This is a genomic window from Mucilaginibacter sp. P1_A3 (genome assembly GCF_056406855.1).
In genome coordinates, this window is the sequence record NZ_JBFTZJ010000008.1 from 224,216 (window position 1) to 249,981 (window position 25,766).

Genomic DNA, 25,766 nt, shown 5'->3' on the forward strand with positions numbered 1-25,766 from the left:
AAAAAGCCTGTGTTTTGGGCATTTTTGGTAGCGTAAATAGTAAAATTGAGGACTTTTTTTTAAAAATAACCCGGTTTCCATGAAAAAGCACACTTTTTTGATAAAAAAGTGCTTTTTTTTATCAAAAAATTAGTCTACCAATTCTATAGTGCATATATTTGTATTAATTGTTATTATCGATCTAACCAATTAGTTCTTTATGGTAAATAATGAGGTCAGTCAACTAAAAAAAAGAGGCAGCCATTGGCTTTCTCTTTTTTCTTTTAATGGCATTATTTTTTTGGATAAAACACATTGTTTAACATTTAGTATTGTTAAAATAAGCGCCACATCATGAAACAAGCCCCCTCGGGGATAAAAACTAAAGGGGTAATTAAGGCAATTGCTATCTGTGTTTTCTGTTTTTAAGTCGTTTTATATAAATACCACCCATTTCCTATTTCTCTGATCATTATAAAATGAGAGGGATTCATTTTAGGAACATCTTTTTTATTCTTTATATACAAGTAACCTACTGAGTTGTCAGTTATACCGCCAACAAGGAAATTCAAATTGTTTTTTGAACTTTCCAAATCGGGGAAGGCATTATCAATAAATAACAACGCTAAACGGTTTTTGTAAGTTTCGGCACCCTTCATTTCTTTTAGTCCCTGTGATTTGGTCATTACACCATGTTTAACAAGCGAGTTTTTCAGATCTTCAAATGCCCGTTTATTCTTGTTAAAATGAGAAATTAATTCACTATCGAGGGATAATACTAAGCTTGTATTTCCTAATAAATACCGGTATTCCTCTTTTGATTTAAATAACCTATGGTCCTTGGCCTTGGTGTACGGCGAAGCTATAACACTATCAATTTGTTTTGCGGTAAGGGCAGATAGATCATCATTTACTTTTGCAATAATTCCCGTCATTGCTAATGCTCTAAAAGCACATAGTTTCCATATAGTGTCCTTTTTGAAATGCAGATAAGTGTCAAGCCCTTTACCTAAAGAATCTGTTATGGTCATGGCAACTACAGCAGTTAAGGTATTTTGGTCCAACAAAACAAACTTTGTTTTTATCTTATTAGATAGGTCCCGGCCGTTGGGATGGCCTTCGTATTCGTCAATTGAATAGCGTTTGATCTCTGGAAAAGTATCCCTGGAAAATATTTTTTTGCTTAGATCCAGTGGCTCATAGCTTTGAGCATTACAACTAAAAGCAAAACATGTAAATAATATAAAAAGGAACAATTGTTTCATTGCAGATAAGGATTATGTCTAAAGGTAATTATTCCGTGCACAATTGTCGGTTAATAACTCCTAAGATAACACCTCCTCCAGCACATCTCCCGAACGGATATTACCAAAGCCTTCAATATGCATGGCATAATATTCCATCAATTTATGGATCAGGTATCGCCTTTCATCATTACTCAATTTTAATTGGTCCATATTCTCAAAGCTGCATTGCAGCACCTGGCTAAAGTTTTGGGTATGCGGGGGCGATAGGTACTGCAGGCTATCGGGCTTATACTTGCTGAATGTTCCATTTTTCAGATCGAAGTAATCGGCATGGCCAATTAAAGATCTATCTGGATAAAAACCCAGGTAGCGGGTAAGCTGGGTTAAAAACAGCAGGTGAAAGTTGGATACGTTTCCGGTTTGGTGATCAAGCCATTCAATAGCGTTAAACACAAAATCAAAAATGTCTTCTTCTGCCGATTGCTGCTTTATCGCTTTATACAGCACTTCGTTCAAAAACATGGCGATACAACTTTTTATAACATCGTAAGGGATAGTTTGCAGCACCGGCGCGTTTTTAAGTTCGGTAATGCGCTGTACACTGCCCGTGTTTTTATGGTAAACCACCAGATCAAGCAGGTGCAGGGGCTGCAGCATGTTGCGGCCTATTTTGGCCCGGGGCTTTTTGGCGCCGTTGATGATGTATGACTGCAGGCCAAATTTTTCGGTAAAGATTTGTACAATCACGCTGCTTTCACCGTAGTCTGTTGCTTTAAATACAATACCCCTGGTTTTATGCAGCATGCGTAATCAATAAAATTAGTTTTGGTAAAAAAATAACTATGCCGGTGATGAGCGCAAATAACGCGGCTATCACCACCGATGCGGCGCACACATCTTTCACGTGACCAGCCTTTTCATGGTATCCCGGTGATACAAGATCGGTAAGGGTTTCTATGCCGGTATTAATAAGCTCGGTTACCAGCACAATAGCGATGCTCAGCATAATCCATTGCCACTCGGCAAAAGAAATCTGTAGCAAAGCCCCCAAAACAACTGCAATAAAGGCCAATACCAGGTGAACTCTGAAATTGGGTTGGGTTAACGTAGCATATCTTAGGCCTTTAAACGCAAAGCCAAAACTGCGTAACAGTCTTTTCATGCATCAAAAATACGTGTAATTGGCTTATTTATTTTATGCTGATTTATCTGGTTAAGGCCGCGAAATTGCTTATTATCACAAAGTCAATAAGTTCAATCGGCAGATAGATCAATTTTCGTAGTTTTGCGGCGCTCTTAACTACTACAATAATGTTCTGGAAAAATACGGCTTCATTCATTCTTAAAAATAGGCTCTTTGTATTAATAGGCGTTGTGGCGCTGAGTATTTTTATGGGATATCAGGCATCCAAAGTAAAAATAACCTTTAACGGTGGCAAAGTACTACCCATTACCGATTCGGCCTATATCCGTTATAACCAATTTAAAAAGATGTTTGGCCAGGATGCTTCGTCGATGGTTATTGGTATAAAATCTGACAAGATATTTGATAAGGATGTATTTAATGACTGGTACCAGATAGGCGACAGTCTTAAGCATGTAAAAGGAGTTAAAGCAGTAATATCCGTTGCCAATGTTTACAACCTGCAAAAAGATACTACCCAGCATCGTTTTGTTATAAAGCCCCTGGTTACAGCGCCATTGGCAACTACACAGGCGGTTGATAGTGTAAAGCAACAAATAGCAAATCTTCCGTTTTACAAGGGGCTGGTTTTAAGTAACGATGGTAAATCAACGTTGATGGCCATTACGTTTGATGATAAAATCATCAATACGGCATTCCGGGTGCCTATCATCAATAAAATAAAAAAACTGGGCGCGGCTTTTGAGCAGAAGCATGGCATAGTGGTACATTACTCGGGCCTGCCGCTTATCCGCACCGTGGTTGGCGATTTGGTAGCGCATGAATTTACCATGTTTCTTAGCCTGTCGATATTAATCACGGCCTTGATATTATTGCTCTTTTTCCGCTCCTTCTTCCCGGTTATTTTCCCGGTGATCATTGTTGTGCTGGGGGTAGTATGGAGCCTGGGTACATTGGTGCTCATGCACTATGAAATGACCATACTTACCGGTATCATCCCTCCCCTTGTGGTAGTTATCGGCATTCCCAATACTATATTTATCCTTAATAAGTATTATCATGAATTTGCGTTGTGCGGTAATAAGATGCGCGCGCTGAATGTAGCTATCGAAAAAGCGGGTATAACTACCTTTATTGCCAATGTAACCACCGCAATTGGCTTTGGTGTATTGTGTTTTACCAACAGCGAATTGCTAACCCAGTTTGGTTTGGTGGCATCCATAAGCATTATGGCAACCTTTGCATTGAGCCTTATCCTGGTGCCCATTATTTTTAGCTATTTGCCATCGCCTAAATCGAAAACTGCAGGGATTAAGGATAGTAAAGCAATGAATAAGCTGCTTATCGGTTTAGATCACCTGGTACACAATAAAAGGCGAACGGTTTACATAACCACCCTGGTGCTTATTGTAATATCGGCCATCGGTATCTTCAAAATAAACATTAACGGCTATGTGGTTGATGATTTGCCGAGGCACAATAATACATTGGAAGATTTGCGGTTTTTTGAATCGAATTTTAACGGTGTGCTGCCTTTGGAGGTAAGTATTGATACCAAACGTAAAAATGGAGTAATGAACCAGGCTGTTATTCGTAAGGTTGAAAGGCTGGAAAAATTGATATCATCATACCCGGAGTTTAGTCGCTCTATCTCCCTTATACAGGTTTTAAAGTTTAGCACCCAGGCCTTTTATGGCGGCAACCCCGAATACTACCGCCTGCCCGATGGGCTGGAGCAAAATTTTATCCTGAACTATGCAGGCAACTCGGGCAAGAGCTCCAATGCGCTTAACACCTATTTGGATAGCACCCGGCAGGTAACCCGGGTAACGTTTGAAATGGTTGATGCCGGATCAAAAAAAATGAATGTAGTGCTCGCTAAACTGCAGCCACGGATCGATTCTATATTTAACCCGAAGAAATTTCATGTGGAGCTTACCGGCAGCAGTATCATATTTATAAAAGGCACAAACTACCTGCTCACCAACCTGTACGAGAGCCTTGCCTGGGCAATTTTGTTAATTGCCGTGGTGATGTGGATTTTGTTCCGTGGGATAAAAATGATAGCTATATCTTTATTGCCCAACCTGGTGCCGTTAATAATTACAGCGGGCATCATGGGCTTTTTTGGTATTCCGCTTAAGCCATCAACCATCCTGATATTCAGCATAGCCATGGGGATCTCCAGCGATCAAACGATATACTTTATCACCCGCTATCGCCATGAGTTGCGCAACAGCAACAAAAGTATTTCAGAAATTGTATCTGATACCATCCGCGAAACCGGGATAAGTATGATATTTATAGCAACGGTGCTGTTTTTTGGTTTTGGTGTGTTTGTGGTATCTAAGTTTGGCGGCACGCAGGCTTTGGGCATCCTGTTATCAATTACCTTGCTGGTAGCGATGATCAGTAACCTTACCCTATTGCCGGCATTTTTATTAAGCCTTGAAAAAGGTACAAATCGCAATAAATTAAAGGGACCGGATATAGAGGAATAGCTTCACCCCGGCCCTCTCCTAAATATCGGAGTAAGAGGTATTGAAGCATAAAAAATAAAGCAACAAATTTGTTCATCAAACCCTCTCCCCCCGGAGAGGATTTTAGGGAGGCGCTCTTTATGGATTTTAAACTCAACAACAAAGTAGCCGTAGTGCTTGCAGCAAGTAAGGGACTGGGCAAGGCAATTGCCACCACGCTATCTGCGGAAGGTGCAAAAGTGATCATTGGCTCACGCGATGTGGCAGAGCTAACCAAAACTGCCAATGAGATAAAACAGCTTACCGGTAACGATGTGGTTGCCATACCTGTTGATGTTTCCAAGGCTGATGAGATTGATGCATTCATCGCCAAAGCTGCTGCAGCATTTGGGCAGATAGATATTTTGCTTAATAATGCCGGCGGCCCCCCGTTTGATAAATTTGAAAACTTTGACGACGAGCAGTGGCAAAAAGCTTTTGAGCTTAACCTGCTTAGTTTTGCGCGTTTAAGCAAACTGGTGCTGCCTCACCTGCAGAAAACCGGCAGCGGACGCATTATCAATATCATCAGTGGTTCGGTTAAAGCGGTATTGGGTAGTTCGGTGCTATCAACCAGTATGCGGATGGGCGTTGTTGGGATGGCTAAATTAATGGCCGATGAGTTTGGTCCTTACAATATCACCGTAAACAACGTGGCGCCGGGATTAATCCTTACAGACCGGATCAAACATACCATGCCCAAAGATGTGGACCCTGAACAGGCCATAAAAGACAAAGCTAAAAGCATTCCTCTTGGCAGGATAGGTAAACCCGAAGAGCTGGCGGCATTGGTTGCTTTCCTGGCATCTGAGCAGGCGGCCTATATCAGCGGAACTACTATCCAGGTTGATGGCGGGGCTAACAGGAGCATTTTTTAATTTCTGAACCGGGATTAAGCAGATTTATTCGATTTTTGGGATTTGATTTGCGTGTTTATCATGCCTCGTCCTTGAAGTAAGTTTATTAAAAAAATCGTGGCGTTCCCTTAATCTGATAAATCCCGGTTCAGACAAAAAAACACCTACTCTTTACTTTCTTTCATATAATCTATCAACAGGGTTATAATACTCACTATGCCTGCCATGGTTAAGCCAGTAGCGCCACCCTGCATAAACACCTTCCACTTTGAGTCCTGCAACACGGGGATAGCCATTGATGCCGAAAACAGGATCACAGCTACCAGTAACATTAATATGGTACGCTTTACTTTATTATTTTTCACCCCTCTAAATTAAAAAAATCATTTATAAATTCTGTATTTTTGCAACCTCTTAAAAAAGAGGTGATAAACGGTAGAATATATACATGTACAAAGAATATAAGCAGTTAAACTTATCGCAGACAGGCAAAGAGATACTTGAGTTTTGGAAACAGAACAACATCTTTGAGAAAAGTATCAGCAGTCGCCCGGCAAATAACCCTTACACTTTTTACGAAGGGCCGCCGAGCGCAAATGGTATGCCCGGTATTCACCACGTAATGGCGCGCTCCATCAAGGATATTTTTTGCCGTTATAAAACACTTAAAGGTTACCAGGTTAAACGCAAAGGCGGCTGGGATACGCATGGTCTGCCTATTGAGCTGGCTGTTGAAAAAGCTTTGGGTATAACCAAAGATGATATTGGTAAAAAGATAACTGTTAAAGAATACAACGATGCCTGCCGCAAGGAGGTAATGCGCTATACCGATGTATGGAACGACCTGACCGAAAAAATGGGTTATTGGGTTGATTTGAATGATCCATACATCACTTATAAAAACGAATACATTGAAAGCCTTTGGTGGATACTGAAACAGCTTTATGATAAAGACCTTTTGTACAAGGGATATACTGTGCAACCATATTCGCCAAAATCGGGTACCGGCTTAAGCTCGCATGAGCTAAACCAGCCGGGCACGTATAAAATGGTGAAGGATACTACCATTGTGGCCCAGTTCAAGGTAAAACGCGATCAGGATTCTGCCTTTTTATTTGAAGGTGTAACTGCCGATTTATTCATACTGGCCTGGACAACCACCCCATGGACTTTACCCTCAAACTGTGCTTTAGCCGTTGGAGAGAATATTACTTACGTTAAAGTAAACACCTTTAATCCTTATACTTTTGAGCCAATCTGCGTTGTTTTAGCAAAGGACCTGGTTAAAAAGTATTTTAAGGCCGAAGGCGAGAACGCATCTTTTGAAGATTACAAAGGCGGCGATAAAGTTATTCCGTGGACATTACTGGCCGAGTTTAAAGGCAGTCAGTTGTTGGGCATCCACTATGAGCAGTTAATGCCTTATGTAACCAATGCTGATCTTGAAAAAAACGCATTCCGTGTAATTCCTGCTGATTTTGTTACTACCGAAGATGGTACAGGTATAGTACACACCGCATCTGTTTTTGGTGCGGATGACTTTAGGGCCTGTAAAGAGAACAACGTACCATCGGTAATGGTGAAAGACGAAAACGGCAAGGAAGTTCCTTTGGTGAACAAGCAAGGCCGTTTTGTGGACGAGGTTACTGACTTTGCAGGATATTACGTTAAAGAAGAATATTATTCTGATGCCGAACGCGCGGAGAAGGATTTTAAACCTACCGACGTACTGATCTCTATCAAACTAAAAACAGAGAACAAAGCATTTGACGTTAAAAAATACGAACACAGCTACCCTCACTCCTGGCGGTCAGATGAGCCTATTTTATACTATCCCTTAGATAGCTGGTTTATCCGTACTACTGCGGTTAAAGATAAAATGGTGGCACTCAACAAAACCATCAACTGGAAACCAGAATCGACCGGAACCGGCCGCTTTGGTAACTGGCTGGAAAATTTGGTTGACTGGAACTTGTCGCGCTCACGCTACTGGGGTACACCGCTGCCTATCTGGCGCGAAGAAAATGGTGGCGAAGAAAAATGTATTGGTTCCATAGCAGAGTTAAACGCCGAAATTGACAAGGCGATAGCTGCCGGTTTTATGCCCGAAGGCTTCACGCTGGAAGATATGCACCGCCCTTATGTTGATGATGTGATATTAACTTCATCAACAGGTAATAAAATGTTCCGCGAGCCGGACCTGATTGACGTTTGGTTTGACAGTGGTGCTATGCCGTACGCACAATGGCATTTTCCGTTTGAAAATAAAGACGAATTTAAAAATGCTTACCCGGCAGATTTTATTGCCGAAGGTGTTGACCAAACCCGAGGCTGGTTTTTCACCCTGCATGCAATAGCCGTAATGTTAAGCGAGTGCAGCGATGAGGTAAAAGCTGTGAACGAAGCGGTTGGTAATGGCGGAGTTGCCTTTAAAAACGTGATCTCGAACGGTTTGGTGTTGGATAAAAACGGAAATAAAATGTCTAAACGCTTAGGCAATGGTGTTGATCCGTTTGAAACTATTGAACAATTTGGTGCCGATGCTCCGCGTTGGTACATGATCAGCAATGCATCGCCATGGGATAACCTGAAGTTTAATACCGAGGGGATAGATGAAGTGAGGCGCAAATTTTTTGGAACGCTTTACAATACCTATTCGTTTTTTGTGCTTTACGCCAATATTGATAAATTTAGCTACAGCGAAGCCGAAATTGAAATAAGCAAACGCCCGGAGATTGACCGTTGGATAATATCGTTACTAAACACCCTTACCCTGGAGGTTGATGGTTTTTATGCCGATTTTGAACCAACCAAAGCTGCCCGTGCTATACAGGAATTTGTGGATGCGCATTTCAGCAATTGGTTTATCCGCTTAAGTCGCCGCCGTTTCTGGAGGTCTGATAACTCGGATGATAAGTTATCGGCTTATCAAACGTTATATACATGTTTAATTACCATTAGCAAATTAATGTCGCCTATAGCGCCCTTCTTTGCCGATCGATTATATAATGACCTTAACGGCGTTACCGGTAAAGAAGAATTTGAATCAGTTCACCTGGCTTATTTCCCAACCTACCATAAGGAGCTTGTTGATACTGACCTGGAAGAACGTATGAAACTGGCCCAGGATGTATCATCCCTGGTGTTATCATTACGTAAAAAAATAGGTATCAATGTGCGCCAGCCATTAAGTAAAATACTTTTACCTATATTGGATAAAGATTTTAAGGTGCATGTAGAGCAGGTAAAAGAACTGATATTATCTGAAACAAACATCAAAGATATTGAGTACATTACCGACACGGCAGGCTTCATTAAAAAGAAGATAAAACCTAATTTTAAGGCCCTGGGACAAAAAGTAGGTAAGGACATGAAAGCCGTTGCAGAAGCCATCAGCAACTTTACGCAGGAGGATATTGCTGAGTTAGATGCAAATGGAAGCATTGGAGTACTTGATAATAAATATTTAATCGTTGATACTGATGTAGATATCATTGCGGAGGATGTACCAGGATGGCAAGTTGCAAATATGGGCAAACTAACCGTGGCTTTAGATGTTACCATAACCAACGAATTAAAACAGGAGGGTATAGCACGAGAGTTAATTAACCGGATTCAAAACTTACGTAAAGAAAAAGGATTAGAAGTAACCGATAAGATAAATGTAAGCATTAGCGATCACCCTTATATTGGCGAAGCGGTGAAAAACAATTTATCCTATATTTGCGCCGAAGTTTTGGCGGCGGGCATAGTGCTTGATAGTGAGTTAAATGAAGGTGATTTAGTCACCATTGATGGAAATGAAATTTTGATTGTTATTAGTAAAATATAAATGAAAGTAGAAAACGAAAAAACCAGATATTCTGAGTCAGACCTGCAGGAATTTAAAGCACTGATCCTGGATAAACTGCGTATTGCTAAAGAAGAATTGAACTCTCTTGCAACTTCATTAAGCTCGCCTAACGCGAACGGAACTGATGACACAGCAGGAACTTACAAAACGCTGGAAGATGGCTCGGCCACACTGGAAAAAGAACAAATTAACCAGTTAGCTGCCCGCCAGAAAAAATTCATTGATCAGCTGGAAGCTGCTTTGGTGCGTATTGAAAACAAAACTTACGGTATTTGCCGCGAAACCGGCAAGCTGATTCCGAAAGAACGTTTACGTGCCGTTCCGCATACCACCATGACTATGGAAGCAAAATTGAAGCAATAAATGAAGGCAGCTTACACTAAACCTTTTTTAACTGCTGCATTTATTATTCTTGCCGACCAGATCATTAAGACCTGGGTAAGAGCGCACATGTACATGGGCGAAGAGATTCGTTTTTTGGGTAACCGCGGCATGCTGCACTATACCGAAAACAATGGCATGGCCTTCGGAATGGAATGGGGTGGCGATGCAGGTAAGCTGGCTTTAACGTTGTTTCGTATTTTTGCAGTTTGCGGTATTGTTTACAGTCTTGTATATCTTATAAAACATAAATACCACCGTGGGCTCATCATGAACGTATCGCTCATTTTAGCCGGAGCGGTAGGCAATATTATCGACTCCACGTTTTACGGTATTATGTACAAGTACGCTCCCTTATTTCACGGGCGCGTGGTTGATATGTTTTACTTTCCATTGTTAAAAGGCACTTATCCATCCTGGTTCCCGTTTTGGGCAAATGAGCCCTTTGAGTTTTTCAGGCCGGTATTTAACCTTGCCGATTCGGCTATTTGTGTGGGAGTAATCATGATATTGCTATATCAGAAACGTTACTTTAAACACGAAGTGCCGGAGGTAAGCAGCCCGAATAGTGAAATGGTTGAAGAGTAAAAAAACTATATAATAACCAAAGAAGCCGCGTTAAGCGGCTTTTTTGGTTATATGGTGTTTCGGTGAAGTTGCAGCCTGTGGGGACACAGGTTGGGGCGATAATTGCTCTTTCCTTCTTCAATCGCGATCTGTGTCCACACAGATCGCGATTGAAGAAGGTCTCGTTATATCATCGAGGTTAGCTCTTTTTTTACCGATAGTTTGAAAGCTAAAACATCTAATTGTTTAAGAAGGCTATCTAATTGTACATGAAAGTCAAATAAGGGCACCTCCCCCTGTTCATAGTCTGCTATAAATTGTTTTAGGTTTTGCTCTATTTCATGTTTTATAGATACTATTTCTATCGGACTAAATAGACGACCTGTATTTGTATTATAATAATCCATAGAAACAAAAAGGTCTTCAAGTTCAGATTCTATTTGCCGTATTTTCAATAAAGCATGTCTGTATGAATATAAATAATCAAGCTCTGTTGACTCTGCTTTGATTGGGTAGTTTTTCTTTCTTTTTCCGATTAAAAAAAATGATAGGATCGACGAGGCAATTAAAATGACGACGAAATTCATATTAGTTTTATTTTTTTTATATTTTTTGTTTTGAGAAGAGAGATTTGGGGGAGGGCATGAACTGAAAATATTCCGTTCACCGCAAATTTACTGGCTAAATAAATTTCTTCTATAATTCATAGCTTAATCGTTAGTTGTAATCTTTTAGGAAATCTTATTACGGATGGATTTAATTTTGGTTGCTTAAAAAGCATTATTTATTATTGATTTAGTTTATATGTAATCGTTGTTGAAATAACCTGTTATTCTTAAACAAAAAAACCCGGCCAATCGCCGGGTTTTTTTGTATTTATCTAAAATCTGTACGTGTGGCAGCTTACTGTACCTGGAACATATTGTTAAAGTTTGTACCATCAGGATAGTAGCCGGATATAACCAGGTTACCATTACGCAGGTTGGTGATTACTTTATCAATATCGGCCACACTGTTGATAGGCGATTTATTGATGCTGGTAATAATGGAACCAACAGGAATTTCAAAGCTATCAAATACTCTTCCTTCGCGAACCTGGGTTACCTGAACTCCGGAGTTTACATGAAATTTAGCCTTTTGAGCCGGGGTTAAGGGTTGGAAACTCGCACCCAGTTTGTTAAACAATTCCTCTGCCGACTTGGAAACAGCCGCCGTACGAATAGTTGGACTTGCATCAGCTTTAAGCGTTACCGCGAAGTTCTTTTCTTTGCCATCGCGAAGCACAGTAAGGTTTATTTTATCTCCGGGTTGCATGCGGCCTACATGCTCCTGCAGGTCTGATGATTCATAAACAGGTGTGCCTTCTACTTTTTCAATGATGTCACCTTTTTGAATGCCCGCTTGCTGTGCGCCGCCACCATCAACCAGTTCATTAACATATAAGCCGGTTGTGTTGTTGATGTTTAGTTTTTGGGCTACATCGGCATTAAGCTCTGTAAAGCTTACACCAACAAATCCACGTTTTACCGAACCAAACTTTTTAATATCATTCAATACTTTTTTGGCAAGATTAACCGGGATAGCAAAGCCATAGCCTTCATATGAGCCGGTGTGCGAAGCGATAGCGGCATTGATGCCTATCAGTTCGCCTTTGGTATTTACAAGGGCACCACCGCTGTTGCCGGGGTTAATAGCGGCATCGGTTTGGATGAATGATTCAATAGCCTTGTTAAGCTTTGGTGCAGCAGACTGATTGCGGTTACGGCCAAACGGGCCGCTTTCGTCCTGGTTGTCCTCGCTGCCAATGATGCCAATATTGCGGCCCTTGGCGCTTATAATGCCCGCTGTAACGGTTGATGTAAGGTTAAAAGGGTTGCCAACTGCCAAAACCCATTCCCCTACGCGGGAATCGTCGGAGTTGCCTAATTTAACAATAGGCAAATTTGTAGCGCTGATTTTGATCAGGGCCAGGTCGGTACTTGGATCGGTACCTATCACTTTAGCCTGGAAGGTGCGGTGATCATTTGTTGCTACCGTAATTTTATCTGCTTTATCAACAACGTGATTGTTGGTTACAATGTAGCCATCTGTTGAGATGATAACACCGGAACCCGAGGCCATTTGCGGCCCTTGCGGACGCATACGCTGACCAAACATATCACCAAACATCTGCTCCAGCTGGTCCTTCTTGCTGTCACCTTCTGCCTGGCTGCTGTATGTTGTACGGATGTAAACCACCGCCGGGGTTACCGCCGCGGCTGCTTCCGTAAAATCAAGCGAACCGGTTGATGATACTACCGGGGCCGATGGATTACTGGTAAAGTAAACTTTTTGTTTGTCCTCAAAGCTTAGGTTATCCGCATATTTACTTTCGATAACTTTGTATGCACCTAAAGCCAGGGCTCCTCCTACAAAAGCGGTTAATAATGTTAAACCAATCTTTTTCATCTTTATATTTGCCTTTCTTTGTTTATGTGAATTAAATTTAACAGATCAAAATTAATACCATATAGACTACATAATCAATGATTAGTTATCAGGTTTTTTGTTAAAATTTGTTAAATTGTTTTTACTTAGCGGTATTGCTTGTCACAAAGGTTAGGATTAAGCTAAGTAGCTGATATTAAATGATGTTATTGTGAAGATACGATTTTTTAAATACCAGGGCGCAGGTAATGATTTTATATTGGTAGATAACCGCGAAAATGCGGTTGACCACAGCAATCCAAGGTTGATTGCGCGCCTTTGCGACAGGCGTTTTGGCGTTGGCGGGGATGGCATGATGTTCCTTCAGAATAAAGAGGGTTTTGATTTTGAAATGGTGTATTACAATGCCGATGGCCAGCCCAGCAGCATGTGCGGTAACGGCGGAAGGTGTATTGTGGCCTTTGCCAAATTTTTAGGCATCATTAAAAACGAAACGGAATTTTTGGCGGTAGATGGTCCGCATAATGCCAAAATTACAGACGAGGGCGACTGGGTGAGCCTGCAAATGATTGATGTAAAGGAGCTAAAGACTGATTTGGATGCCTATGTACTTGATACGGGATCTCCCCACTATGTAAAACTGGTTGAAGACCTGGAGCACCGGGATGTTTTTCACGAAGGCAAGGCTATCCGTAATAATGCTACCTACCGCAAAAAAGGAATCAACGTAAACTTTGTTGAACCGATTGACGACGGATACTTTGTGCGCACCTTTGAACGCGGTGTAGAAGACGAAACCTTTGCCTGCGGCACCGGGGTAACTGCGGTAGCTTTGGCCATGGCCAGCCATAACCAGCTCATCGGTCATATTGATACGCCGATAAAAGTATTAGGCGGCAACCTCAATATCCGTTTTAATTATGATGGCAAAGTATTTACCGATATATTTTTAGAAGGGCCCGCAGTGCAGGTGTTTGATGGGGTGGTGGAGATATAAGTGCAATTAAAAACACATCAATTTTTAATAATTATAAAAGGCCGTGCATTTGTCTGCACGGCCTTAATAGTAAATATTAACTGATATTATATAAAGAACGATACAAATCAATTAGGGTTTTTAATTGGCGCACTCCCCGCAGCGGGCGGATTGATAACATATTCATCTGCGGGTACATCCCAGTAATCAAGAAAGTTGTAATTAATTGTTGCATGGGTGCTCAAAACACCATCCGATCCAAGGACAACAGCATTATTACGTCCGCCGCCTTTGGTTACATCATCTATAATCCCCCATCGCCTTGCGTCATAAAAAGCAAGACCCCTAAATACTAATGCGACCCTTCGCTCTCTTCGCAATTCTTCTTTTGCATCAGTTAAGCTTAATGCCCCGCTTAAGGCAGCCAACCCGGCTCCCTGGTAAGTTCTAACATTATTTATACTCAATAAACCGGCAGGTATGCTACCTGTGTTTATTAAAGCTTCGGCTTTCATAAGCTCATTCTCTTCGTAGCTCCCAGCTATATATAACTCATAGTTACCTGGGGTTTTATCGCTGAGAACTGCTACGTCGCCTTTATTCACGCCATTGGCATCCAATAATTGCCACCTGGTACTAAAGGTAAATCCACCTACCTGGTTTGTGTACTGATTAACGGCGAAATTGGTTGCCAGCCTCTTATCTCCTGTTTTATATTCCTGAATTAATCGTTCACTTATTTTAAAAGAAGTTGATTTAGGTAAGCCGGTTGACATGGCTGCAACAGAGCCTCCGCTGGCCGAGAAAAATCCATTTGTGGCTGTTGTGCGGCCTGTGAAAACAAAATCATCTGACTTAATTCCTGCATTTACCAATGTTAAAACGGCGTTCCAATCGGTACTTGTCATTTGGCTTAATCTTTTGTTTGCGAGTAAATTACGCGCTTTCATGGTATTAATATTCCGAATCCACATAGCCGTAGTAAGCACACCGCCTTTACCTGTTTGCACAAAGCTTGGCAATAATTTACCTAAAACGGTACTATAGTCTGATGTACTGGTAATTGCACTTAATAAAGTGCTTGCCTGATCAAAGTTTTTATTTGCCTCTGCTATCATGGCTGCACTTGTAACATACGTTGATACCAAGGAAGATGTATTGCCAACACCAACAGTGTTATTAATGATGCCTGCATAATAAATTGATCCTATTTTTGAATATGCGAACCCTTTCCACCAATAAGCCCAGGCTTTTATGGTATTCTTTTTTGTTTCAGCATCACCGGTAAATTTTATCGCATCAACTAAAGCTAATACCTGGTTACAGGCATTGTTTAACGAATACATATAGGCCCACTCATAATAAAACATATTGGCGGGCTTTTTATCACGCGCGTTACTTATCCTTATTACACTTTTTGAAGGAGATGTATTCGTAATCTTACTCCCGTTATCAAGTATTACATAATCTGGCAGGTTAACCACATTGATGTTTTGATTGGATGCTTCGGCCGATATATTATCACCTAATAGTTCATGGAAGCCAATGCCTAATGAAAAGTAACTATCGCCTAACCAATTTTGGTTAGCAATGATGGAAGGGTTATTTCCATTAAAACCGTTTATGTAAACAGCCGCGGTTGATAGTGAAATAATTCCCGGTTCATCCTTTGCCTGCTCTATTGTTGGTGAATTGGGGTTTTTTACGTCAAGCTCCTTTTTGCAGGATGATACGCTTAGTAGGGTAACCGCTGCAAAATAAATTGATAAATATTTATATTTTTTCATGTTTTTAATTTAATAAGTCAATTAAAACCCAAGGCTTAATCCTAATTGATATGATTTATTATTAGGAGTTGAGTCATGGTCTACTCCCCTATCAAATGATGAATTTGAAGTACCCGAACTTATTTCAGGATCAAATCCGGTGTATTTGGTAAATGTTAAAATATTGCGGGCTGCAAACGTTAATACCACTCTTCTGAAGACTTTATTAGCTATTAACGAGGTAAAATCATACCCTACAGAAAGATTCCTTAATCTGACAAAAGAGGCGTCTTCATAAAAATAGTCTTTAGTTCCATTTCGGGCCGGGCCGTTTCTTGCTCCAAAATAATCGGCATATATGCTTCGGTAATATGCTGTATAGGCTGCTGTTTGGCCATTAATGGTTACCGGTTTATCATAATCACTGCTTATACCATCACGATACATCCATTCTTTGGTTTGGTTATACAAATGACTTCCATGAACCCAGTCGAATTGAAAATTGAATGAAAGATTTTTATAATTAAAGCTATTGATAAATGACATATTGAACTTAGGGTTTGGATCGCCTAATGCGTAAACCTCATTTGTAAATTGAATACCTTTGGTTGTTTTGTTTACTACTCTGCCGGCTACTATTTCATATTGGTTATAATCTGCCGGCTGGATATAAGCAATACCCTCCTGGTTTTTCTGGTCAAGGCTTGTTAGTGCTTTATATCCGTATATCTGGCCAATTTTTGCCCCGGCAATCAAAACCTCCTGGGTACTGCCAGCTGCGGATGTCAGGATAATTGGCGGGCCGTTTATTTTATCAATTTTTGATGTTTGGTGACTGAAATTGGTAGTTACATTCCAGTTAAAGTCTTTTGCTTTCAACACATTGATATTTATGGATGCCTGGATCCCATTTGATGACATATCAATGGCGTTGGTCTTTAATGTAAGAGGGCCTGTTGATGGTGCAACACTAACATCGTAAATTATATTGGTGCCTTTACGATTCCAATAAGTTACGCTTAAATTAATATCGCTTAGCCAATTCCCGTCAAAGCCTTTAATTCCAATATCGGTACCGGCTTCAAACTCCCGTGATACCTCAACATTCAAATTGGGGTTTTTTTGAGCATTTAGCAGAGCAAATGTTAACGCGTTGCCAACGTTTTTGGGATCTAATGTAGGATATCTGTCAAATGCGCCTGGCTGTATACCTGCTTTGCCATATGCCGCCCTTAATTTAAACTCCGGAATGCGATTGCCCAGGCTACTGTTTCTCCAGAAATCAAATGACGATGGTCTAAAATAGGCATTTGCATTTGGAAAGGTAAAGGGCTTTGAGCCCTGGCCAAATGCAGAAGAATAATCACTCCTGAAACCTCCACCGATGCCACCATATTCTCCAATATCAATTTTTTGGTTAACAACGTAGCCATAAGTTACAAAAGGCTCTGTGTAATCCTGGAGTACCTGCTGTGTTTGGGTTTGCTGGAAGTTGTATATCGGGTAACTTGGCAAACTATATCCGTAAGCAAGAAACTGATTAAGATGGTTTTTCCTATAGTCATACTGTAATAAAGTGCTGGTTGTTATAGGAATGTTTAAGTGGAAATCCTTCTCAAAGTCAGTTCTGATAGTGGCTGATCCGTTAAAGTTTTGAAAGGTTGTGTTATTACTTTGCTTATCAACCTCGCCGGTATTATCAGCATTATTGTTTAATGAAACCCAGCTTTCTGTATCATTAGAGTTAGCGTTTCCTGATTGGTTTTGATAAATATAATTTATATCCTGGTGTGTGTTGTTTATGCCATATTTTGCACTCAGTTCAATAAAGTTATTGATCTTGTAATCGGCCTGTATGTTTTCAATAATATCTATTCTGTTATCCTTTTTGCTTGCGTATTGTAAATTATAAAAAGGATTGCTTCCGTTAACGCTCACCGTGCCTGAATTTAATGAAAAAGGGTAATTTCCATCAGGTAATTTTTGATTGAAATCATAAAAAGGCGAGGAATTAAGAGCATTAAATATTGCGTTTCCACCAGAGCTAAATGAGGGGTTAAGTGTGTTTTTTGTATATATTAATTGTGTAATTGATCTGATTGTAAATCCTTTAAATAATTCGGTACCAATATTTGCTGTTAAATTGGTCCTGTCATTATATCCATTCCTGACAATATTACTTTCCTGGTGATTGTTGGATAGGGTTAGCGCGTAATCACTTTTTTCCGATCCGCCGGATACTGCTACACTATTGTTCCGTGTGTAGGCCGTGCGGAATAATTGTTTAAGGTGATCATAATACTTTAGGTTGGTGCCATACTGCTGATGTGCCGTATTTAATGGGTTCGACATTGCAGTAGGGTTTCCATTACCCGATGGATAGGCCCATGTAATACCGGGGTAAGTGCCGTCTTCATCCAGTTTAATAATGTTACCACTGCCATCTATAAAATTCCCGTTAGCATCAGTTTTAAAACTGCTTAGCTTAGCCTGGTGTACATTGCCGTTATTGATGTAACTACCTGCAGCAACACTGCTCGATAAATCAATCTTAACTTTTCCTAAAGCCCCCTTTTTGGTAAAGATCTGGATTACGCCATTTGCACCCTGGGCACCATAGATGGTTGATGCTGCAGCACCCTGTACAACTTCTATATGATCAACAGTTGATTGATCAAGTAAGCTGATATCGGTAGATCTGGATTCAATACCGTCTATCAAAATCATTGGTGAAGTACCGCCTTGTATAGTATTGATACCGCGAAGAACAATATTAGTACGGGCTCCTGGTGTACCATCTACAGACGAGATCTGCGCACCGGCAATTTTCCCCACGAGGGCTTGCTCAATGGAAGCTTGCGGGGAGGGGGGTAAGTTTTTTCCGGAGATGGCTTCAACAGCAATTCCCAGCCTGGCCTTGCTTGTTGCTACTCCCGATCCTGTCACTACCACTTCATTTAATTGTTTGTAGTCGTTGGCCAGGGCAATATTAACAACATTGCCGCTGCCAATAGGCACCTCTGTTTTTGCAAATCCAATAAAGGTGAAAACCAGTGTACTGCCTGTTGGGGGTACAGTTAAGGAAAACTTACCAACTCCGGATGTTTGTGTGCCTGTCCGTGTGCCTTTCACGGTAACACTTACCCCGGGTATGGGCAAGCCATCATCTTTACTTGTTACGGTACCTGTGATTGTTCGATTTTGGGCGTAGGCATATTGGCAAAATAATGCCAATAGGATTCCCATTAAGTTTTTGAGAAAACTTTTTTTCATACTTAAATCAGTTATTAGTTAATAATTTGTGCAATTACAAGATATATCGTAACACTCAAAATATTAACTAATAGCTGATTTTTAGTATTATAGCAAAAAGCCGCTTATATTGAAATTGATTTTGTAATTATTGTAATAATATGCCCGATATAATTTGAGAAATTTAATTATGTAATCGATTTAGCTAAAAAAAAGCTTAACTATTGAGACAATATTTAAAAAAAAATTACCAAAAAGAGATTTTTTAAACTTTTAGACGGTTTTTGTTAATGAAAATTTAATATTTATATAATTAATATAAAATTATTGTTATTTATTGTTTTTTTTAATGGCAGGAAATTGGTTTTATTTAAAATTATACATTTTTTATCTCTGTTTTTTTGACGTAAATGTAGTTCAAGCAAGTTTTTCATATGGAATTGAATGAAATTGATAGGGGTAATTTGCCTTTAAGTGTTTTTATCAACAATAAAGCTGCACCTGAGTTGGTTTGAGTATAGTTATCTGCTAAACTCATTTCGGCATTTTGCCTAACGGTTCATTGATGTAACTATAGTGGTGGGCATTAATACAAACAAAGCCCCTTAGAAATTATCTAAGAGGCTTTTGGTATTTGGAGTTGCGGCCGGTATTTTAGCAACCTGCTCCTTAAATTAATAGGGGTATTTTGTGGCAAAGGGTTAATAACCCGGATTTTGGTACATTTTTAATGGGTCAAGCTTAACTTCATCAAACGGTATAGGATAGTAGCGATCCTTGGTACTAAAGTTTGATAATAAAGCCGAGCCAAAGTTAGCCTGGGCTTTGCTTTTGAAATAGGTTACCAGCTCATCGGTGGTAAAAGCTCTCAGCAAATCAAACCAGCGGTGGTGCTCAAATGCCAGCTCAACACGGCGTTCATGCAAAATAGCCAGTTTAAGTGTTGGGAAGCTGGTGCTGTAGGCGCTATTGGTCATGGCTACAGCATAAGCAGGTACTCCTGCCCTTGCACGTACCATATCTAAAAACTGGATAGCTGTTGCATTGTCGCCAAGGTCATTATTAACTTCGGCCAGCATTAGTATAACATCTGCATATCTCATCAATACCCAATCGTTACCGCCGTAACCTAATTTGCCAGCTGCATCACTTGCATCCCTGAATTTAGTTACAAACCAGTCTTTAACTATAGGATCATTTGCATATTTAACCGAAAAGTCTTTCCGCGGATCGCCGGTTTCGTACTCGTTGATCAAATCATGTGTAACATTATATCCTGCTCCCGATGAGGCTTTTTGCGAATTGATAGTTTCGCCTTTGGCCTGGTTGTTAGCCGCTATTGATGAACTATAGCTGATATCGCCCTGTTTGTTTACAATCTGGAAGATTAGCTCCGGACAGGTTGATTTTTTAGTTACATCAAAAACATCAGTATAAGGAATGCTCTTTAGTTCGCCAAATGTGCGCATGTTGTAGGCATTCATCAGGTATGTTTTGGCATTGGTAAGGTTAGTTTGGCGGTTAGCCTGATCTAACGTAGTAGCCATTGTTAAGTACACCTGGCCCAGCAACACATTGGCTGCTGCTTTTGATACCCTACCAATATTGGCGCCACTTTGCAGGTTAGGCAGCGGGCTGTTGTTTATTACATCGGTTAAATCTTTTACAATCTGTGCATATACGGTAGCCTGTTTTTCGCGGAAAGTTGCTGCTGCAACTTCTGTAGATGCCAATTGTTTGGTTACCAATGGCACATCGCCCCAAAGGCGAACCAGGTGAAAATACATCATAGCGCGTAAAAATTTAGCTTCGGCGGTATACTGTAATTTCAAATTAGGATCTGTAAAAGATACGGCATCAATATGCGATAATACCACGTTGGCACGGGTAACAGTTGCATATAAAGATACCCAGTGGCTTTTTAAATAAGTGTTACTTGCAATCAGCGAGAAATTATTGAACTGGAACGGCTCGCCGGCGTTTGACTGGTTATCGTTTGTTCCGGTATCGTCAGAGCGCTGATCTGTCCACAGGTCGCTGCTTTCGCCTATATTATTACCACTGCGTAATGATTGGTAAATACCATTTACTGCTAATAATATATCATTGGGCGATTTAAAATTGTCATCGACGGTAACGGCATTTGGATTGTTTTGATCCAAAAAATCTTTTTTACATGCCGGGCTTATGGCTACAAATGCTGCAAGGCAAATGATGGCTATTAATTTTTTCTTCATCTCTATATTCTTGTTAAAAAAACCATTAGAAAGTAACATTTACACCTAAATTATATGACCTAACCAATGGGTAAGTACCATAATCAATTCCAGGAGCAAGGTTGGCTGGTTGTGTATTATTTGATGCCGCGCCAGAGTAGTTGTAATCAACCTCTGGGTTATAACCTTTGTATTTGGTAATAGTAAAGGCATTTACTACACTGGCAAATAAACGTGCTTTGCTAATACCCAGAGTATTTTGTAAAAAACCTGGAAGTGAGTAGCCAACGGTTAAATTGGTACAACGCAGGAACGAACCACTTTGCAGGTAAAATGTAGATAAACGGGTGCTGTTACTTTGCGTACCACCGCGTGATGCACGGTAAACTTTTCCGGCGCCAGGGTTTTCGGCATTTCTGTAACGATCGGCTACATCGGCATATTGGTTACCGGAGCCTTCCATGTTGTACAGGTAATAATCCTGGCCATCCAGTATTTTATTGCCTTGGGAGCCGTTAAAGGATGCACTGATATCAAACTTTTTGTAAGTACTGTTTAAGGCAAAACCATAAGTGAAATTGGCATAAGGAGAACCGATAACTGTTTTATCAGCATCAGTTATTTTGCCATCGCCATTGGTATCAACAAAATACAGGTCGCCTGGTTTAACCGGATTGGTTGATGAAGCGGATGGGGCAACTTTGCTGATATTTTCAGGAGTTACTATGCCGCCCACTTTAAAGCCATAAAACATACCCACTGGCTGGCCCTGTGTGGTGATGTTGGTTAAGTAGGAGCGTTCTGCACCGTTAATGATAATGGTATTGTTACCCGGTAGTTTCACTACTTTATTACGGTTAAGCGAAATGTTACCGCTTACATTAAAGGTGAAATCCTTTGACTTCACTATTCTGCCATCAAGCTGAAGATCAAATCCTGTATTGCGGATCTTTGAATCGTGCAGATTGGTAAGGATGGTGGTGTTACCTGAAATAGCCGAGATTGGCTGATTATATAACAGGTTATAAGAGTAGCTTAAATAATAGTTGGCGATGATAGACAGGCGGCCATTAAACAAGCCGATATCGGTACCAAAGTTATATTGTGAAGTTGACTCCCAGCTTAATTTCTGATCGCCTATAGGGCCTGCGTAAGTAGCCGTATTAACGGTGTTGTTGCCGAAAACCACACCTGTAGGGCTGGCAAGTGTTTGTTGATAACCATAGTTTGGAATGTTATAATTACCGCTTAAGCCCCAGCTTGCGCGGATTTTAACGGTTGACTGATCGCCAAGGAAGTTGTGATAAAACGGCTCTTCAGATACGTTCCATCCGGCAGCAACCGATGGGAAATAGCCATATTTGTTTAACGGGCCAAAACGTGATGAACCATCGGCACGGAAAGAGCCTGTTAAAAAGTATTTACCGGCGTAATTGTAGTTAACACGGCCAAGGTATGATAGCAAGGTATTAACAGATTTGCCGGTATTTGAGTTTAATGTAAACAGACTGGCATCGGCACCTTTTGATGTAATTTCCTGAATATTATCATTCTGGAACCCTTTGGCAGAAACACTGATCAAATCGCTGGTTGTTTTTTGCGCTGTATAACCAGCCAAGGCGTCAATGTGATGTTTACCAAACTGCTTGTTGTAATTTAAGGTAAACTCGGCCAGGCGATCTAGCTGTGTAATAGTTTGGGCTGTTGCCGTTGCAGCAGCTATTGATTGTGTTGATCCGGGAGGGAAAGCTCCGCTGCTTAGGTTGGTTGGCAGGTAGTAATCATATTTTTCATTGTAGGTTTGCGTACCTAAATTGGCTTTAGCATTAAAGCCGGGCAATATGTTGTAAACTACGTTTGCATTATAGGTACTACGATAGCCTTTGCGGGTTATTTTTGTACGCTCGGCCAGGGCAACCGGGTTTTCGATAGACTGGTAGCCGTATGCTGCCGCCTGTGAAGCTTCTGCATTGGTAGCCAATGAGCCATCAGGATTATAGGCTGGTAAATATGGCATATATATAAGGGCGCCAAGAACCGGTCCGTGGTCAAAACGACCTTCCTGAACTTCTTTATTGGTGTTTTGAGTGTAGGCAACATTGGCTCCAACGTGTAATTTTTTACTTATGTCACCTTCAATATTGGTGCGAAAGTTAACGCGCTGCTGCCCTGTGGTATGTATAATACCATCCTGGTTTTGATATGCTCCGCTCACATAGTAATTGAAGCCGTTTGAAGCGCCAGAAAATGCCAGGTTATGTTTTTGAAAAAAAGCGTTGTGGTACAATTCATCCTGCCAATCGGTATTCACGGTTTGGTGAATTAATGATTGGTCGGCAAAATTATATAACCCGTCGGGAATACTTACACTGCCGGCATTGCTTACATTGGCAATACGGGTAGCATTGTTGTCAGAATACATGGCATCATTCCAAATGTGGCCTGTATTAACCCACAGATCATGATAAGTGTTATTGCGGCCATCAATTACCAGTTGGGCAGCCTGGTCTGAGTTTAAAAGTTTTACCTTTTTTGCCAGCTGGTCCATACCCGTTTGCACGCTGTATTCAAATTTACCTTTACCTTCTTTGCCATGTTTGGTAGTTATTAAAACAACACCACCAGATGCGCGTGAACCATAAATGGCAGCCGAAGCAGCATCTTTCAAAATGTCGATACTTTCAACATCATCCGGATTGATGAAAATGTCATTACCTGCAGGGTAACCATCTATAACATATAAAGGATCGGAACTGGCACTGAATGAACCAACTCCCCTAACCCTTATTTTGGGGCTTGTGTATGGTGCGCCGCTTGTTTGCGATACCTGCACACCAGAAACCTTACCTACTAATGCCTGCCCAAGTGATGGAGCAGATAAGTTAAGATCGCTTGATTTAACGCTGGATATGGAGCCGGTAACATCGCTTTTGCGAATGGTTTGGTAGCCAATGGCAACTACTTCGTTAAGCATTTTTGCTTTGGGCATCAACTTAACGTTAATGGTTTCTGAGCTACCAACGGTAACTTCCTGCTGCGTATAGCCAATAAAGTTAAATATCAGTACTGTACCTTCATTTGCAGCTATGCTGTATTTACCTTTGGCATCGGTTGCTGTGCCTTTATCGCTGTTTTTTATCCTTACAGATACGCCCGGTAAAGGCTGGTTGGTTTCGTCGGTTACGGTACCAGATATTTGAATTGCCTGGTTAATCGCAATTTTAATGGGGGTTGCAGCGTTTGAGTTAAACGCAGGTGCCATGATCATGAGGCAGATAAAAGGTTTTAGCAAAAACCTTCCAAAAAGATCACGGGTAATCTTTTTATTCATATTTTTAAAAATTGATTGTTAGAAAACGATAATAAAGCTTTCGACCGCTTTTTAGTTATTTGACAATTATTTCCGGGACCGTTTGAATGTTAGCGCATTCAGCGGTTCTTAAATTTATCGCCGGTTCGATGTTAAGTTTAAATTAATGTTACATAGGCGTTTAAATTAAATATGCTGCAGTTTTAATATTATCATAATCGTTATTGCTTTATGATAAAATAATATTAATTAGATGTTATTAATATTGTGATGTTGGCAACAAAATTAAGCCAACTATCTTAAGCCGGAGATACTTAAAAGTTAAGTTTACGTTAACAAAAAATGCCGGGCGTTACGTCCGGCATTTCAGTTTTTTAAGAGTTTTGGGGGGCTGTTACCAGGTAGTTTTGGTAAAGTTTACGTTGTTTTTGCGCGATGATGTTACCGCGATGCCGTTTTCGTTATCGCCAATAAAAGAGAAGCCTTCCAGCTCATCGCCCCTGTCAATATGGTCAATTTGGTTGACCACTACTTGTTTACCGGTTTCAACAGATTTTTTAAGATCGATATAAGTAAAGCGCCATTGCCGCCCTTCAATTTTATTTTGGATAAGTACCAGCATGCCATTTTTGGCTATCCAATGCAGGTTTTGCACCCATGGGGTGCATGTAAACTTTTTGTAAAGTACTCCTTCAGTTTTTGAATTTGAAGTTTTGGCTAATTTTTCGGCGTCATATAATCTTACCTCATTACCGTGGTCGCCATAATCAGCAGTAGCTATATACCATTTATTATTATACTTAACATATTCGGGGCGGGTGCCTTGTATGCAGGCATCATCATCAATAGTATTTAATAAGTTGCCATCAAGCGTGCCCGTTTTTAACAGCCCTTTCCAATCTACACAATATATTACTGCTTTCCATTTTGTACCCTCGGCATTAAGGCGGATGGAATTGCCTATAAAGGTTGGCCCGGTTCCGTTATAGGCAATTCCTGTGGGGTGATTAATTACATCGTTGCCGTTCATGGTAAGCTTAATTTCTTTGTGCTGATATACCAGGCTATCGTTTTCCATTTTAAATTCGCGGATCATACCAACTTCGCGATCGCCATATAAAAAAATACGCCCTTTTTGATATGATATGCCCTGGCAGGCCCCTAAAGAATCAACCGTGATTGCACGTGTAAGCTGCTGATCAACGGTGGAGGTTACTAAAGAGCCAATACCTAAGGCTGCGGCTAATATGGTTAGTGTTAATTTTTGCATGT

Annotated in this window: 17 protein-coding genes; 6 read left to right on the top strand and 11 right to left on the bottom strand. The window is 40.6% G+C overall.

Annotation, left to right across the window (positions count from 1 at the left end; translation table 11 throughout):
• Positions 1 to 404 precede the first annotated feature (404 nt).
• Genes AC1D0K_RS18490 through AC1D0K_RS18500 form a run of 3 tightly spaced genes read right to left on the bottom strand, consistent with a single transcriptional unit; the run spans position 405 to position 2,388 of the window.
• On the bottom strand, positions 405 to 1,244 hold the full coding sequence (locus AC1D0K_RS18490) for a hypothetical protein (RefSeq protein ID WP_477390657.1): 840 nt from the start codon (positions 1,242 to 1,244) through the stop codon (positions 405 to 407).
• Between the two features lie 60 nt (positions 1,245 to 1,304).
• Complete coding sequence (gene recO / locus AC1D0K_RS18495; protein WP_477390659.1) at positions 1,305 to 2,030, bottom strand: DNA repair protein RecO; 726 nt, start codon at positions 2,028 to 2,030, stop codon at positions 1,305 to 1,307.
• On the bottom strand, positions 2,020 to 2,388 hold the full coding sequence (locus AC1D0K_RS18500) for a diacylglycerol kinase (RefSeq protein WP_477390661.1): 369 nt from the start codon (positions 2,386 to 2,388) through the stop codon (positions 2,020 to 2,022). The genes recO and AC1D0K_RS18500 overlap by 11 nt, the downstream gene beginning before the upstream one ends.
• Positions 2,389 to 2,537: 149 nt before the next feature.
• Between AC1D0K_RS18500 and AC1D0K_RS18505 the strand changes: the two genes are divergently transcribed.
• Both AC1D0K_RS18505 and AC1D0K_RS18510 read left to right on the top strand, forming a co-directional pair.
• Entirely contained in the window at positions 2,538 to 4,871 is a 2,334-nt protein-coding gene (locus AC1D0K_RS18505) for an efflux RND transporter permease subunit (RefSeq protein WP_477390663.1), read from the top strand.
• A 119-nt stretch (positions 4,872 to 4,990) separates the two neighbouring features.
• Positions 4,991 to 5,767 carry an SDR family oxidoreductase gene (locus tag AC1D0K_RS18510; protein WP_477390665.1) on the top strand — a complete coding sequence of 259 codons (777 nt, stop codon included), beginning with the start codon at positions 4,991 to 4,993 and terminating at the stop codon, positions 5,765 to 5,767.
• 143 nt (positions 5,768 to 5,910) lie between these two features.
• Here the strand turns inward: AC1D0K_RS18510 and AC1D0K_RS18515 are convergent, their stop codons facing one another.
• Positions 5,911 to 6,111, bottom strand: a complete 201-nt coding sequence (locus AC1D0K_RS18515; protein WP_477390667.1) for a hypothetical protein — start codon at positions 6,109 to 6,111, stop codon at positions 5,911 to 5,913.
• A gap of 83 nt (positions 6,112 to 6,194) precedes the next feature.
• Between AC1D0K_RS18515 and ileS the strand changes: the two genes are divergently transcribed.
• Genes ileS through AC1D0K_RS18530 form a run of 3 tightly spaced genes read left to right on the top strand, consistent with a single transcriptional unit; the run spans position 6,195 to position 10,568 of the window.
• A complete protein-coding gene (gene ileS, locus AC1D0K_RS18520) occupies positions 6,195 to 9,578 on the top strand; it encodes an isoleucine--tRNA ligase (RefSeq protein ID WP_477390669.1) in 3,384 nt (1,127 codons plus the stop codon).
• Complete coding sequence (locus AC1D0K_RS18525) at positions 9,579 to 9,962, top strand: TraR/DksA family transcriptional regulator (RefSeq protein WP_184547488.1); 384 nt, start codon at positions 9,579 to 9,581, stop codon at positions 9,960 to 9,962. It begins immediately after the preceding gene.
• The gene (locus AC1D0K_RS18530) at positions 9,963 to 10,568 is read left to right on the top strand and encodes a lipoprotein signal peptidase (RefSeq protein ID WP_477441726.1); all 606 of its coding nucleotides are present in this window, start codon (positions 9,963 to 9,965) and stop codon (positions 10,566 to 10,568) included.
• A 164-nt stretch (positions 10,569 to 10,732) separates the two neighbouring features.
• Here AC1D0K_RS18530 and AC1D0K_RS18535 read toward each other — a convergent pair whose 3' ends face one another.
• Positions 10,733 to 11,134, bottom strand: coding sequence for a hypothetical protein (locus tag AC1D0K_RS18535; RefSeq protein WP_477390673.1), 402 nt, complete (start codon positions 11,132 to 11,134; stop codon positions 10,733 to 10,735).
• A 316-nt stretch (positions 11,135 to 11,450) separates the two neighbouring features.
• Entirely contained in the window at positions 11,451 to 12,995 is a 1,545-nt protein-coding gene (locus tag AC1D0K_RS18540; protein ID WP_295720671.1) for a Do family serine endopeptidase, read from the bottom strand.
• Positions 12,996 to 13,185: 190 nt separating this feature from the next.
• On the opposite strand from AC1D0K_RS18540, the gene dapF reads away from it, so the two are divergent.
• Positions 13,186 to 13,971 (top strand): diaminopimelate epimerase, encoded by a 786-nt coding sequence (gene dapF / locus AC1D0K_RS18545; protein WP_477390676.1) that lies wholly within the window; start codon positions 13,186 to 13,188, stop codon positions 13,969 to 13,971.
• A 107-nt stretch (positions 13,972 to 14,078) separates the two neighbouring features.
• On the opposite strand, the gene AC1D0K_RS18550 is transcribed toward dapF, so the two are convergent.
• From AC1D0K_RS18550 to AC1D0K_RS18570, 5 genes are all read right to left on the bottom strand, one after another.
• Complete coding sequence (locus AC1D0K_RS18550; protein WP_477441728.1) at positions 14,079 to 15,737, bottom strand: RagB/SusD family nutrient uptake outer membrane protein; 1,659 nt, start codon at positions 15,735 to 15,737, stop codon at positions 14,079 to 14,081.
• Positions 15,738 to 15,758: 21 nt separating this feature from the next.
• The gene (locus AC1D0K_RS18555; protein WP_477390680.1) at positions 15,759 to 18,989 is read right to left on the bottom strand and encodes a SusC/RagA family TonB-linked outer membrane protein; all 3,231 of its coding nucleotides are present in this window, start codon (positions 18,987 to 18,989) and stop codon (positions 15,759 to 15,761) included.
• Positions 18,990 to 19,669: 680 nt separating this feature from the next.
• A complete protein-coding gene (locus AC1D0K_RS18560; protein ID WP_295720667.1) occupies positions 19,670 to 21,205 on the bottom strand; it encodes a RagB/SusD family nutrient uptake outer membrane protein in 1,536 nt (511 codons plus the stop codon).
• Between the two features lie 25 nt (positions 21,206 to 21,230).
• On the bottom strand, positions 21,231 to 24,515 hold the full coding sequence (locus AC1D0K_RS18565) for a SusC/RagA family TonB-linked outer membrane protein (protein ID WP_477441732.1): 3,285 nt from the start codon (positions 24,513 to 24,515) through the stop codon (positions 21,231 to 21,233).
• A 373-nt stretch (positions 24,516 to 24,888) separates the two neighbouring features.
• Positions 24,889 to 25,764, bottom strand: coding sequence for a hypothetical protein (locus AC1D0K_RS18570; protein ID WP_477390685.1), 876 nt, complete (start codon positions 25,762 to 25,764; stop codon positions 24,889 to 24,891).
• Positions 25,765 to 25,766 lie beyond the last annotated feature (2 nt).